Here is a 13,628-nt window from a genome sequence, read left to right as displayed (position 1 = left end):
AGCATGTGCGCGTGCGGCCCGCCGGCCGCCTGCTCTCGCCCGGAAGGCGCCGCATGGACTGGCTCCTGTCCCTCCCCATCATCGATGGTCCGATCCCGTGGATCGTCTACGGTCTGGCGTCGGCGATCGTCGTCGCGCTGCTCATCCGCCGCCCCACGCGACGCTGGCTTCTCGCGGCGGGTCTCGGCATCCTCGCGGGCGTCGTGGTCGCGCTCGCCGTCTACGTCGTCGCCGACGCGACCGAGGCCTTCGGCGCGGCGCTGCCGCTCCCCGTGCTGTGGTGGAGCATCGCGTGCTTCGCCGGAGTGGGTCTGTGCATCGCGAGCTTCTGGGGCGCCCGCGCGTGGCGCAAGGTCGTGGCGGGTCTCGGCATCCTGATCATTCCGCTCGCCGGCGTGCTGGGTGTCAACTCCTTCTACGGGATCAATCCGACCGTCGGCAGCCTCATCGGGGTGCTGGCCTCGGATCCCATCGCCCTGCCCGCGCCGACGGCGTCGGACGGACCGCCCGCGCAGCCGCTGTACGAGACGTGGAAGCCGCCGAAGGACATGCCCGCCAAGGGCGAGGTCGGCACGGTGACGATCCCGGCGACCGTGTCGGGGTTCACGGCTCGTGACGCGGGGATCTACCTCCCGCCGGCGGCGCTCGTGAAGGATGCCCCGGCACTGCCGGTCGTGATCTTCATGATGGGTCATCCCGGCAACCCCGACCCCACGGCGATCGCCGCGGCCCTCGACGACTACGCCGCCAAGAACAACGGCCTCGCACCCATCGCCGTCGTGCCGGATCAGCTGGGGCCTGCCCAGAACGACCCCGCCTGCGCCGACTCGAAGATGTACGGCAACGCCGAGACCTACGTCACGACGGATGTCGCGGATTGGGTCGCCAAGAACCTGAACGTCATCCAGGACAGGCGCTGGTGGGTCATCGGCGGCTACTCCAACGGCGGGGGCTGCGCGATCACCTTCGGCGCGCAGTACCCCGAGAAGTGGCGCAACATCATCGACGTGTCGGGGGAGCCCTTCCCGGGCTCGGAGGATCCGCAGAACGTCACGAACCAGATCTACGGTGGCAGTGCTTCCGCCTTCGAGGCCTCCAAGCCGGTCGACATCCTGACGCAGCACCCTGGCGCGTACGGCGGGATGACCGCGGCCTTCACCGCGGGGGCCGACGACCCCTCGTACATCAAGGCGGCTCAGGAGGTGTCGCGCGCCGCGAAGGCCGCCGGCATGACGGTCGACGTCGAGACGATCCCCGGGGCGGGACACACGGGCGAGGCCCTCACGAAGGGCCTCGCGATCACGATCGGCGTGATGTACCCCGTGCTGGGCCTGTCGGCGAAATAGGCAGGCTCGTCGGGCCCGCGTTCAGCGCCGGTCGTGCCGGATGCCGAAGAGGAAGTACGCGGCCGGCCCGATCCAGTTGATGAAGAGCGCCGGCGCCCAGGCCAGCTTCGGCCCGCGCACGTCGTCGGCATCGCGCATCGCGAGGTCCCACGCCGCGAGGAACGCGAAGGCGAACTGCACCAGGGCGAGGATGATCCCCCCGATCCGGAGCGGCACGGCGGCGACCCCCGCGGCGGTGGTGGCCTTCGTCGCGGCAACAGCAGCCTTGGATGCGGTGCTGTTCGCGGTGCTGCTCGCGGTGTTGTCTTTGCTTGCGAGGTTCTGGGTGTAAGAGGTCATGGCAGTCCTTCCACGGTCACGACCATCGTGTCACCGCACGGCGGCGGTGTCAGGTGCTGTCTTCGGCTCGGGTGCTGTGGATAACTTCCGGATGCCTCGCGCGCGCCTTGCGAGGATTCTCCGGTGCTTCCGACCGCTGCTCCCGCTCCCGTGAGGGGCGACGCTCCCGTCATGGGGCCCGCAGCCGTCGTGGCCGAGCGGGTGCGCGAGCTTCTCCGCGCCGAGCGGGCCGATCCGGCGCGCGATCCCGAGCTCGCCGCGCGGATCGTCCGCGCCGAAGTGCGCCGGCACAACGACTTCGCGCTCGCGCGCGGTCTCGCTCCCGTCGACGACGAAGCCGCGTGCGCGCGCGAGGTGCTCGCGACCGTCGCCGGCTACGGCCCGCTGCAGGCCTATCTCGATGACCCCACGGTCGAAGAAGTGTGGATCAACGCCCCCGACCGGATCCACGTCGCGCGGCGCGGCGTGTCGGAGCGCGTGCCGCTCGCGCTGACGGACACGCAGGTACGCGACCTGGTGGAGCGGATGCTGCACGCGACGGGTCGCCGAGTCGATCTCAGTCAGCCGTTCGTCGACGCCTCGCTCCCCGACGGGAGCCGTCTTCATGTCGTCATCCCCGACATCACGCGGCGGCACTGGGCGGTCAACATCCGCAAGTTCCTGCCCGCGTACCGCGACCTCGGCGATCTCGTCGCCGCGGGATCGATCGCGCCGGAGGGTGCGGCCCTGCTGCGCACGGCGATGCACGACGGGCGCAGCATCCTCGTGTCGGGCGCCACGCATGCCGGCAAGACGACGCTCCTCGCGGCGTTGATCGCCGCCGCTCCGCGCGATCATCGCATCGTCACGGTCGAGGAGACGTTCGAGCTCGCCGTGGACGCGCCCGACCTCGTCGCGCTCCAGGGGCGTCAGCCGAGTCTCGAGGGCACCGGCGAGGTGACGCTCCGACGTCTCGTGAAGGAGGCGCTGCGCATGCGGCCCGACCGGCTCGTCGTTGGCGAAGTGCGCGACGCCGAGGCCCTCGACCTGCTGCTCGCACTGAACACGGGCGTCCCTGGCACCGCCACGATCCACGCCAACTCCGCGCGGGAAGGTCTGGCCAAGCTCGCGGCGCTTCCCCTTCTGGCGGGTCGCAACATCGATGCCGGGTTCGTGCAGCCGGCGGTCGCGGCATCCGTCCACCTCGTCGCGCACTGCGAGCGTGACGTGACCGGGAGGCGACGCGTCGTCGAGATCGTCGAGCCGACCGGGATCACCGCGTCCGGCATCCAGGCGCGCACGGTCTATGCGGGAGCGGGCCGATGACCGTCGTGTGGGGCGCCGTGCTGGCCGCGGGGCTCCTCCTCACGATCTCGCCGTGGATGTGGCCCGCACGGCGGAGCGCCGAGCGACAGCACGCGACGGGCCCTCTCGCACGCCTGCTCGAAGAGGCAGGGATGGCCGACGTCGCGCCGGGTCTCGTGGTGGGCGCGTCCATCGGGTCGGCGGTGCTCGCCGCCGCCATCGCCTGGATCGTCGTTCCGGTCGTCGCGATCGTCGGGGTCGCGGCGGCGGCGGGCGTGCTCGCACCACTCGTCTTCCTCCGCGCTCGCCGCCCCGGCTCATCCGCAGTCGCCGCGCGCTGTGGCCGGATGTGTGCGATCTGCTGATCGCGTCCGTGCGAGCGGGGATGTCGCTCCCGGACTCGGTGGCCGCGCTCGCCGATTCGGCGCTCGCGCCGCTGCGGACGCCCTTCGACGCGTTCCGTCGCGACCTCGCCGCGTCGGGCCATTTCGACTCGAGTATCTGCCGGCTCTCGAAGCTTCGGCCAAATTCAGGCGCGCCAATGCGGGCTCTCTCGGCGCGTTCGAATGGTTCAAGCGCACGCCAGCCCTCGATGATGAGAAGGCCGTACATCTCCATGACGAGCTGTTCGCGGAGGAGTCGGTGAATGCAACGTTCCTGATACGCTCGCGCGTGACCGTCGAGCAATACAAGGAAGCGAAACATGACGAATGAGAAGGCGACGGACCAGTTCGTTCGCGACTTGCTGCGAGAGATCGGCGTGGATCGACCTTGGGAGCAGGACGGTGGTCCGCAGTGGAAGCGTGATGCTCTGAAGGGCGGGACGAAGTCCGCAAGCGCCATTGCTGAGGGTAAGCCCGAGTTCGTCTTCCTCTCCGACGGCTTCATCGTGGTCGTCGAGGACAAGAAGGAGACCCGTTTCACGAGACATCTCGCCGATGGCGAGATCCCCACTGCTTATCCTTGGCGAGCCGACTTCGCCCTCAACGGGGCCGTCCACTATGCCCAGACAATGCTTGGAAACGGTGTTCCCCACGACAAGGGGATCTTTGCGGTCGGAATCGGTGGGGAGGAAACGCACCATGAGATTGCGGTCGCCTTCCTCGCGCCCGGAGTCACCAAGTGCCTCGACGACCTCGACAACCTTGATGTCTTCGCACCTGACCAGATCGCCGAGTATCACGCCGTGCAGGTCCTTGGCCAACGCCCGAAGGCCGAGATTCGCCTCGATGACATCCGTGCCGCCGCAGAACGCCTCCACGAGGGCATGCGCAACTACGGCTCGGTCGAGAACAACCGAAAAGCCCCGCTCATCTCCGCGATCCTGCTTGCACTTCGCAACGAGTACTTCGACATTGGTCAGCTCCAGGGGCGCACTCCCGGCAATAACAGCCAGGTGTGGGACGGACGCATCATCTACGACGCGGCCGAGCAGTACATGCGCGCCGAGTCCCTTATGCCACAGCAGAAGATCGGCACTCTGCTGGATCAGTTCGCCTTCATTCGAACCGCACCGCAGCTGAACCGACCGCATGGCGATCTGGGTGAGTCGCCACTCAAGTGGATGACCCGAATCCTGCAGAACGACGTGTTGCACGCGGTCACCGATCCCGCTATGACCGCCTTCGACGTCCTCGGAAACTTCTATCACGAGTTCATCGCCTACGGCGGCGGAGACGGCTCGGGCCTGGGCATCGTGCTTACCCCGGACCACGTCACGACGCTCATGGCGGAGATCATCGATATTTCGGCGAGCGACTACGTGCTCGATCCCACCGCGGGCACCGCGTCTTTCCTCATCGCCGCGATGCAGCGCATGTTTAGCGATGCCGGCAACAACGACGCGGTGAAGGAGGACATCCGTCGCAACCGCCTGCACGGGATCGAACTCCAGGACAAGCTGTTCGCCATCGGAACGACCAACATGATTCTGCGCGGCGATGGAAAGTCGAACTTCAGACGCGATTCGATCTTTGAAGCGCCCATGCACGAGATGCGTGGCGATGTCCGGCGGGACGACGGCACGTGGACCGTTGGGCACGGGTTCACCAAGGTCCTGCTCAACCCGCCATACTCGCAAGCCAAGGATAAGAACACCCGAAACCTCTCCGAGCTTTCGTTCATCGAGAAGGCGCTGAGCTTTCTCAACCCGGGCGGTCGACTTGCGGCGATCGTGCCACAGTCGGCCATGGTTGGGAAGACAACGGAGGATAGGGCTCGTAAGAAGCAGATACTGACCCATCACTCCTTGGACATGGTCATCACGATGAATCCAATGACGTTCGCCAACTCGGGGCACACGCCCCACACTGTCATCGCAGTGTTCACCGCAGGTCGGCCACATAAGCCCGATGCGAAAGTTAAGTTCATCAACTTCGAGAAGGACGGCTACGTGGTGGCGCAACACCGTGGGCTGGTCGACGATGGGACTGCTGAGTCACGCCGCAAGCACCTTCTTGAGGTAATAAGCGGCGACGCCCAGGACGATACGAGCTTCATAGTCCGATCAGAGGTTACGGCCGAGGACGAATGGCAGCACTCGTACTTTTACTTCAACGACGTACCTCCGCTGTACGAGGACTTTTACGCAACCGTGGCGGACTTCGTGGCTTGGCAGGTCGATATGCACGCTCATGGGGTAGGAGACCTCATCACGCCGGCCGCGGAGGCGAACGCGAGCGATTCTGACGGGGAGGTGACTGCGTGAGCGACCTCGAAGCGTTGAACTTCCGGCCGATGCTGATTGACGACGTCTTTGAGTCGATGAAGGCCTCCAGCGCCTGGTACGACAAGTCCAAGCTGAATCGGGTGGGGCCTACGACCTATCCGTTCGTGTCGCGAACCAAGGCCGGGAATGGCGTAGACGGCTTCTGCGCTCGCCAAGAGAAGGACCCGGAACCCGGCCGTGCGATCACGATCGGCCTGGACACCCAGACGATCGGGTACCAGCCGGTGCCGTTCTACACCAGTCAGAACATCCAGATCCTTCGTCACCCGCGCCTCAACGAGAATGTGGGTTTGACGCTCGCCGCGCTCATCAAGAAGCAGCTTGGGAAATTCAGCTGGGGCGGCAACGGTGCAACACTCGGACGCCTCAAGAGGACCCGCATCATGGTCCCGGTCGTTGCCGGAGCTGACGGCGACGAACTCGTGGACTGGGATGGCCTCGACCTCCTCGGCTCCGCCCTCACAGCCGACGTAGTCGCGGACTCCCGGCGCCCATTACGCTTGAACTCGGAGGCAGGCGGCGCCCTTCCTGCGCTCGTGTTCGCCCCGTGGGACGTTGTACACACCCAGCATCAGGACGGTTTGTTTAAAGCGCACAAGGGGAAGCGTCTAATTGCCGCTCATCGCAAGCCTGGTTCTGTTCCATTCGTCGGGGCAGCGAAGACGAACAACAGTATCGTTGACTTTGCCGATACGGAGGGTCGTTTTCCCGGAGGATGGTTGACCCTGGTCTACAACGGCGACGGGGGTACCGGCCACTCAAAATATCAGCCGATGTCATTCGATGCGTCCGACGACGTCATCGCGCTCGAGCCCGTTGACGCGCGCGCGACGGAGGAAGCGCTGCTTCTGATTGCGTGCCTTCTGACGCAGCAGTGCGTCTCGAAGTTCAATTTCGGTTACAAGCTCACCCTGCATCGCCTCAAGAGACAGAAGCTGATGCTGCCGGTCACGACAAGTGCCAGCGGCGAGACGGTCGTCGACTGGGATGGCATGACGAAGTACGGCCGCGTGCTGCGCGCGCGCGCGGAACAAGCGCTGACTCCGGTGTTAGAGAGCGTGAAATGAGCAGGACACCAAACCCCTCGAAGGGTGTCGGAGCACAGATTCGTGATGCTCGTGAGAGTCGCGGCTGGACGCAGCAAGTACTTGCTGAGAAGGCGAATGTCTCGCGGCCGACAATCGCTCGTGTAGAGACCGGGAACAACATCTCCACGAGGACGCTCGAGCGAGTCGCTCATGCGCTCGGCCTCAATCTCGACCTGAAGTAGCGCGCCTCGCCCGCGAATGCGCGCGTCAGCGCGCATCGCCCGTAGGCCTGGTACATATCTCAGTCGCTATCACTTCAAGTCCAGGTCCGCAGCCGTTGCATGTCCCTGCACGTGCAGCCAGTGGGTGCAGCGGCCGACGTCCCCTTCGTGCCCTTGACCTCTCTGTTACAACGCGGGTATCGCCTACAACGCGGGTATCGCCGTTGGTGGACTAGCCGTTGCCGGCGGCCACGTCGGTTCGTCTGATGGCGGTGGTGCGTCCGGCTCATTCCAGGACGAGTTCTCGCGCCCTAGGTCGACTAGCGGTAAAGCATAGAGTCATGGTCGCTTCCACAGTGGTCTACGGATATGGCCGAACGAGCCGTCTTGAGCCGCACGAGCTGGTGCGGGCGCTGAACGAAGCTCTCGGCCCAACACTGGTGGCGTTTCTCGTGGGGTCCACGAGCCGCGCGCAACCCCACGAGTGGGCCAAGCCCGGCGGTGCCGAGCCGCGCCCGCCCGCCCGGAAGCGCCTTCAGTTCGCCCATCAGATCTGGAGCGCTGTCGAGGAGGCCGAGGGCGCAGATGTCGCCCGGCGGTGGTTCATCGGAGGCAACCCGCTGCTTGGCGGGGACCTGGCACATCCGCCCGTCATGACCGTCTTCGTGCCGGGCGGCGTGGCGCTGGAGGCCACCGCGACCAGCCGCACGGCGCTGCGCTGACCCGCCTTCGGACGAATCATGAGGCGAGCCCACGGCCGAATATGGGGAGCCGTTCCCGATGTGAGGGTGTGCCCCGCGAAACGAGCATGGACGCACTCCGGCAGACGCCGGTCCCTCTCGAAGAACGGAAAACACCATGAAGACCTTCCTCATCGAACGCGAAGTCCCGGGCGCCTCGAAGCTCAGCCACGCGGAGCTCGCCGAGATCGCGAAGACCTCGAACGCGGCGGTCGACTCGCTCGGCATCCCGTACACCTGGGTCACCACCTACGTCGCGGGCGACAAGCTCTACTGCCTGCACCAGACCGACAGCCCCGAGTCGGTGCGCGAGCACGCGCGCCGCGGCGGCTTTCCCGCCAACCTCGTGAGCGAGGTCGTCGCCGAGTTCGGCCCGCAGACCGCCGCGGAGGCGGCGTGAGCACCGCGGCGACGTCGACGTTCGCCTCGCTCGGCGCGCGGACCGAACACCTCTACATCGGGCCGGGCCGGCCCGGGGCCGAACTCGGACGCGTCCTGCGGGCGCTGCTCGACAGGCTGAAGGCACGTCGCGAACGCGCGACCCACGAGTCGATCGCGATCAGCCGGGCGAACGAGCGCTCACGCGACAGCCGCTACGCGGGCGCGCAGCGACTGCGGCTGCACGTCGGCCAGCCCATCGTCTGAATGCACGCGCACACCTCCGCCGAACAGCCCCATGGCGCCTACGATGCTCCCATGGGGCTGTTCGAGCGAGAGCTCGAGACGGCGGCGATGCGTCGAGAGCTCGAGGGGCTCGTCGAATCCGGGCGCGTCATCTCCGTCACGGGCGAAGCGGGGTCGGGAAAGACGAGCCTCGTCGCGTCCGTCCTCGACGCGGGCGCGCAGCGGGTGCTGCGCGGACTGTGCGACCCCCTCGGCACGCCGCGACCGCTCGGGCCGATCCGCGATGTGCTCCACGGCCTCGGCGAGCCCGTCCCCGGGCAGGCCGACACCGCCCTGGCCCTCGAGGGCCGATTCGTCGATCTCGTCGCCGCCACCCCGACGGTGCTCGTGATCGAGGACGCCCAGTGGATCGATGCCGCCTCCGTCGAGGTGCTGCGCTTCCTCGTGCGGCGCATCGACGGCCTCCCCGTCGCGTTCGTCGTGACGTACCGCGACGGCGACGTCCGCCTCGGCCACACCCTGCTGCCGCTCCTCGGCGACATCGCGCGCAGCGAGAGCGCCAAGCACATCCCGCTGAACCCGCTCTCGGTGGGAGCCGTCGGTGCGATGCTCGCGGATGCCGGACTCGACCCTGCGCGCGTGCACGATCTGACCGGCGGCAATCCCTTCTTCGTCGCCGAGATCGCCCGGCACCCGCACGAGGCGCTCCCGCCGACCGTCCGCGATGCGGTCCTCGCGAGCACGACCGGGCTCAGTGAGGCCGACATCGAGACGCTGCAGCTCATCGCCGCCGCGCCGGATGCGGTCGACGATGCGCTCCTCACGCGGATCGGCGTCGATGCCGAGGCCCTCAGGCGGGTCGAGACGACCGGCCTCCTCGTTCAGTCGCACCGCGGGGTCGCCTTCCATCACGAGCTCGCGCGCCTCGCCGTCGTCGAGTACACGCCTCCCGGCGTCGGTCGGCGGCTGCACCTGCGGCTTCTCGAAGGCCTGGAGTCCGCGGCATCCGCAGATCACGCCGTCCTGACGCACCATGCCGTCCATGCCGGCGACCCCGAGCGGATCCTGCGCTACGCGCGGCTGGCCGCCGACGAGGCGACGCGCACCGGCTCCCACTCCGAAGCCGTCGCGTTCCTGACACTCGCCCTCGAGCAGCTCGTCGACGACTCGGCGGAGCGGGCGAGCCTGCTCGAGATGCTGAGCACCGAGCAGTACATGGTGAGCCGCCTGCCGGAGGCGCGCGGCTCGGCGAGGGCGGCGCTGCGCATCCGCGAACGGCTCGGAGACGCCGACGGCATCGCCGCGGCGCACGAGCGCCGCGCCATCATCGAGTACTACTCCGCGCGGCGGGACGACGCCGAGGAGCAGGCCGACCTCGCCGCCCACGCGGCGGCCAGCGCCGCGGCGTCGGCTGCGGCCGAGGCGACGCGTGCGTACCTCGCCTACCGGCGGCAGGACCTCGACACCGCCCGCCGGATCTCGGGGCAGGCGCTGAGGCTTGCGAGCGAGGCGACGGGGGAGCAGACGGATGCCGCGCGCCGGCGCCTTGCGATCACGGAAGCCGCCGCCGATCTCGTCGAGGGACGCACGTCCAGCCGTCTGCGGCTGCTGCTGCAGGCGTCGACGGCGCTCCAGGACTCGTTCGACGAGATCGGCACGACGGCGTACTCGAATCTGTCCGCCCTCGACATCGAGCACCGCCGGCTCGCCGAGGCCGAGACGGTGCTCGCGCAGTCGATTCCGGTGACGGTCGCCCGCGACATCCCGATCTGCTACCAGTGGCAGACCGGCATGCGTGCGCGACTGCACCTGCTGCGAGGCCGATGGACCGCCTCCGCCGAAGACGCCGCGACGATCCTCGAGGCGCACGCCGCGCCGCTCGCGGTCATCTGGCCGCATGTGATCTCGGGCTTGCTGGCCCTCCGGCAGGGCGGCGATCCGAGCGCGATCGACCGGCATCTGGCCGAGGCGTGGGAGCATGCGCGGGCGCTGGACGAGTCGCCGATCCTGCTGGCCGTGCTCGCCGCCTACGCCGAACGCGCGTGGCACACGGGCGAGCGGCATCCGGTCCTCGACGAAGCCGACGCGCAGCTCGCGCGGGCCGACGAGACGCCCGGCACATCATGGGCCATCGGCGAGCTGCTCGTGTGGCTCGACCGCCTGGGCGTGCGCGCGACAGCGCAGCAGATCGCCGAGCCCTATCGGCTGGAGCTCGAGGGGCGCCACGGCGACGCGTCCGAGGCGTGGCTCGAGCTGGGAGTTCCGTTCGACTCCGCTCTCGCGGGACTGCACAGCACGGATGCCGAGACCGCCGCCGCGGCGCTCGCGCGGCTCGATCAGCTCGGCGTGGAGGGCACCGCCGCACGGGCACGCGCGATGCTGCTCGCGCGAGGGATCAGCAGTCTTCCTGCTCGGCCGCGCCGAGCTACGAGGGCGAACCCGTCGGGGCTGACGAACCGGCAGCTCGATGTCGCGCGGCTCGTCGCGCAGGGGCTCACCAATGGCGAGCTGGCAGAGCGTCTCTACATCTCGCCGAAGACGGCCGACCACCACGTCTCCGCAGTTCTCGCGAAGCTCGGCCTCGCGAGCCGCCGCGAGATCGTGCGTTCTGCGGCCGAGCTCGGTCTGGCCTGACAGAGGCTCGCGCCCCGTCGACCGGTGCTCAGCGCGGCCTGTGCGGCACGAAGCGCGGGACGTAGACGGCGAAGAGGCCGGCGCCGAGGAGTCCGATGGCGCCGACCACCCCCGTCGCGAGGGCGAGCGACGAGACGGCGGCGATGCCCGAGACGAGGAGCGGCGCGACGGCGCCGCCCGCGTCGGTCAGGGTGCGCCACGACCCGAGGAAGGGCGCAGGGTCGCTCCGGGGCGCGACGTCGGCGCCGAGGGTCAGGAGGATGCCGCTCGAGAGGCCGTTGCCGACGCCGAGGACGGCCGCGAACATCGCGAACCACATCGCCGCGGAGTCGAGGTCGTGCGTGAATGCGAGGGCGACGAATCCGGCGCCCATGAGGAGCATGGCCGGAAGCGCCGCCCACAGCCGGCCGAAGCGGTCCATCACCTGGCCGCTCGCGTAGAAGAGCGCGAAGTCGATCGCGCCCGAGATGCCCACGACGAGCGCGATCGTCTGGGCATCGAGTCCGATCGAGAGCCCCCACAGGGGCAGCACGACCTGGCGCGCCGATCGCACGCCCGAGAGCGTCGCGGCCGCGACGCCCAGGCGGCCGAGCACGCGCCGGAATCGCCACATCGTGCGGAAGACACCCGCGCGCTCATACGTCGGGATCGATCCCGAGACGGCCTCGCCGGTGTCTTCCCGGGCGAGCGGCTCGTCGAGGGCGGCGACCTGCTTCTCGGGATCAGGACCGAGGAGCACGAGCAGCACGCAGGCCACGAGGCATCCGCCGAAGAACCAGATCGTCGCGTGCTCATCGCCGAAGATCGCGAGGAGCGCCGCAGCGACGAACGGGCCGACGAACATCCCCAGCCGGAACGTGCCGCCCAGGAGCGACAGCGCGCGTGCACGGAAGACCAGCGGCACGCGCGTCGTCATGAACGAGTGGCGCGCGAGTCCGAAGGCCGCCGCGCAGAATCCGATGAGGAAGACGGATGCCGCGAACACGCCGAGGACGGGAGCGAAGGCCAGGGCGACCACCCCGACGAACGAGATCGCGCCCGCGATCGCCATCGTGAGGCGTTCGCCGACGCGCGCGACGGCCCATCCGGCCGGGATGTTGCCGCAGAGCTGGCCCACGACGAGCGCCGACGCGACGAGTGCGGCGGTCGCGACATCCGCCCCCAATTGCGAGGCGACGACGGGGATCAGCGGGATGACGGCGCCTTCGCCGAGCGCGAAGAGCACTGTCGGGCCGTAGATCATGGGCCCGAATCGGCCCAGGACTTGCCGTGCCCCGGTCGGCTCGGCACTGTGTGTCATCGCTTCCACGTTAGTCTGGACTGTCATGCTCGAACTCGATCTTTCCGCCGACATCGAAGCGCTCCGTTCCACGTTCGCCGACATCAAGGCCGTCGTGGACGTCGAAGCGCTCACCTCCGACATCGCTCGCTTGAGCGAGGAAGCCGGCGCGCCCGATCTCTGGGACGACGTCGAGAAGGCGCAGAAGGTCACGAGCGCGCTGAGCCACCGTCAGGCCGATCTCAAGCGCATCACCGACATCGAGGCGCGCCTCGACGATCTCGACGTGCTGATCGAGCTCGCGATCGAGATGGACGACGAGGATTCCGCCGAGGAGGCGCGCCGCGAGCTCGCCGAGCTCGAAGACATCATCGGCCAGCTCGAGGTGCAGACGCTGCTGGACGGCGAGTACGACGAGCGCTCCGCCGTCGTGACGATCCGCTCGGGCGCGGGCGGCGACGACGCGACCGACTTCGCCGAGATGCTCATGCGCATGTATCTGCGCTGGGCAGAGCGTCACAAGTACCCGGTCAAGGTCATGGACACCTCTTACGCGGAGGGTGCCGGCATCAAGTCGGCGACGTTCGAGATCGACGCGCCCTACGCCTACGGCACTCTGTCGGTCGAGGCGGGGACGCATCGGCTCGCGCGGATCAGTCCCTTCGGCTCCGCCGACAAGCGTCAGACGTCGTTCGCGGCGGTCGAGGTCATTCCCGTCATGGAGGAGGCCGTCGAGGTCGACATCCCCGAGGGTGATCTGCGCGTCGACGTCTTCCGCTCGTCGGGCCCGGGCGGGCAGTCGGTCAACACGACGGACTCGGCTGTGCGGCTGACCCACCTTCCGACCGGCATTGTCGTGTCGATGCAGAACGAGAAGTCGCAGATCCAGAACCGCGCCGCCGCCATGCGCGTGCTGCAGACCCGCCTGCTCCTGCTCAAGCGGGAGGAGGAGGCGGCCAAGAAGAAGGAGCTCGCCGGCACCATCACGGCGAGCTGGGGCGACCAGATGCGGTCGTACTTCCTGTACGGGCAGCAGCTGGTCAAAGACCTGCGCACGGGCTACGAGGTCGGCAACCCCGCCCCGGTGTTCGACGGCGACATCGACGGCTTCATCGCGGCCGGCATCCGCTGGCGCAAGCGCAAAGACGACGACTGAACGTCGACTGAGCGCCGCTAGACCGCGGTGTACTGCTGGCTCGGCGACGCCGCCGGCGCCATGAATCGCGTCGGCTGGGCGAACAGGACGATCAGCACGATCAGGCCCGCCACCGGCAGCAGGATCCAGAAGAGGTTCCCCCAGCTGTGCCCGGCGTCGCGGAGTCGGCGCACCGAGACGGCACCAGAACTCCGCTCGGGATGCGCGGCCCAGGAACTCCGCGTACTTGATGCCGCGCCCGCGGGTGTC

General features: G+C 68.3%; 14 protein-coding genes. 11 read left to right on the top strand and 3 right to left on the bottom strand.

The window, feature by feature from the left end:
* The first annotated feature begins 53 nt into the window (after positions 1 to 53).
* Complete coding sequence (locus tag ACSBPH_RS02820) at positions 54 to 1,346, top strand: alpha/beta hydrolase (RefSeq protein ID WP_442576099.1); 1,293 nt, start codon at positions 54 to 56, stop codon at positions 1,344 to 1,346.
* Between the two features lie 21 nt (positions 1,347 to 1,367).
* Here the strand turns inward: ACSBPH_RS02820 and ACSBPH_RS02815 are convergent, their stop codons facing one another.
* Positions 1,368 to 1,685, bottom strand: a complete 318-nt coding sequence (locus ACSBPH_RS02815; protein WP_442576098.1) for a PLD nuclease N-terminal domain-containing protein — start codon at positions 1,683 to 1,685, stop codon at positions 1,368 to 1,370.
* A gap of 171 nt (positions 1,686 to 1,856) precedes the next feature.
* Between ACSBPH_RS02815 and ACSBPH_RS02810 the strand changes: the two genes are divergently transcribed.
* The 9 genes from ACSBPH_RS02810 (at position 1,857) to ACSBPH_RS02770 (ending at position 10,944) form a co-directional block, all read left to right on the top strand.
* A complete protein-coding gene (locus ACSBPH_RS02810; protein ID WP_442577229.1) occupies positions 1,857 to 2,990 on the top strand; it encodes a CpaF family protein in 1,134 nt (377 codons plus the stop codon).
* Positions 2,987 to 3,334: a hypothetical protein gene (locus ACSBPH_RS02805; protein ID WP_442576097.1), complete on the top strand. Its 348-nt coding sequence runs from the start codon at positions 2,987 to 2,989 to the stop codon at positions 3,332 to 3,334. The genes ACSBPH_RS02810 and ACSBPH_RS02805 overlap by 4 nt, the downstream gene beginning before the upstream one ends.
* Positions 3,335 to 3,672: 338 nt before the next feature.
* Entirely contained in the window at positions 3,673 to 5,676 is a 2,004-nt protein-coding gene (locus tag ACSBPH_RS02800) for an HsdM family class I SAM-dependent methyltransferase (protein WP_442576096.1), read from the top strand.
* Positions 5,673 to 6,764: a restriction endonuclease subunit S gene (locus ACSBPH_RS02795; protein WP_442576095.1), complete on the top strand. Its 1,092-nt coding sequence runs from the start codon at positions 5,673 to 5,675 to the stop codon at positions 6,762 to 6,764. Before ACSBPH_RS02800 ends, ACSBPH_RS02795 begins: the two co-directional genes overlap by 4 nt.
* Positions 6,761 to 6,967 (top strand): helix-turn-helix domain-containing protein, encoded by a 207-nt coding sequence (locus ACSBPH_RS02790; protein ID WP_442576094.1) that lies wholly within the window; start codon positions 6,761 to 6,763, stop codon positions 6,965 to 6,967. Before ACSBPH_RS02795 ends, ACSBPH_RS02790 begins: the two co-directional genes overlap by 4 nt.
* A 320-nt stretch (positions 6,968 to 7,287) precedes the next feature.
* Positions 7,288 to 7,668: a hypothetical protein gene (locus ACSBPH_RS02785; protein WP_442576093.1), complete on the top strand. Its 381-nt coding sequence runs from the start codon at positions 7,288 to 7,290 to the stop codon at positions 7,666 to 7,668.
* A 136-nt stretch (positions 7,669 to 7,804) separates the two neighbouring features.
* Complete coding sequence (locus ACSBPH_RS02780) at positions 7,805 to 8,086, top strand: DUF4242 domain-containing protein (RefSeq protein WP_442576092.1); 282 nt, start codon at positions 7,805 to 7,807, stop codon at positions 8,084 to 8,086.
* On the top strand, positions 8,083 to 8,331 hold the full coding sequence (locus ACSBPH_RS02775) for a hypothetical protein (protein WP_442576091.1): 249 nt from the start codon (positions 8,083 to 8,085) through the stop codon (positions 8,329 to 8,331). Before ACSBPH_RS02780 ends, ACSBPH_RS02775 begins: the two co-directional genes overlap by 4 nt.
* Before the next feature lie 51 nt (positions 8,332 to 8,382).
* Complete coding sequence (locus ACSBPH_RS02770) at positions 8,383 to 10,944, top strand: ATP-binding protein (RefSeq protein ID WP_442576090.1); 2,562 nt, start codon at positions 8,383 to 8,385, stop codon at positions 10,942 to 10,944.
* 28 nt (positions 10,945 to 10,972) lie between these two features.
* Here the strand turns inward: ACSBPH_RS02770 and ACSBPH_RS02765 are convergent, their stop codons facing one another.
* A complete protein-coding gene (locus tag ACSBPH_RS02765; protein WP_442576089.1) occupies positions 10,973 to 12,244 on the bottom strand; it encodes an MFS transporter in 1,272 nt (423 codons plus the stop codon).
* Between the two features lie 25 nt (positions 12,245 to 12,269).
* Here ACSBPH_RS02765 and prfB point away from each other — a divergent pair, with 25 nt between their 5' ends.
* Positions 12,270 to 13,379, top strand: coding sequence for a peptide chain release factor 2 (gene prfB, locus ACSBPH_RS02760; protein WP_442576088.1), 1,110 nt, complete (start codon positions 12,270 to 12,272; stop codon positions 13,377 to 13,379).
* Positions 13,380 to 13,396: 17 nt separating this feature from the next.
* Here prfB and ACSBPH_RS02755 read toward each other — a convergent pair whose 3' ends face one another.
* Positions 13,397 to 13,552, bottom strand: a complete 156-nt coding sequence (locus ACSBPH_RS02755) for a hypothetical protein (RefSeq protein WP_442576087.1) — start codon at positions 13,550 to 13,552, stop codon at positions 13,397 to 13,399.
* Positions 13,553 to 13,628: the final 76 nt, after the last annotated feature.

It is taken from the genome of Microbacterium sp. F51-2R, assembly GCF_052180235.1.
Lineage (GTDB): Bacteria > Actinomycetota > Actinomycetes > Actinomycetales > Microbacteriaceae > Microbacterium.
This window is presented reverse-complemented; position numbering and strand designations above follow the sequence as displayed.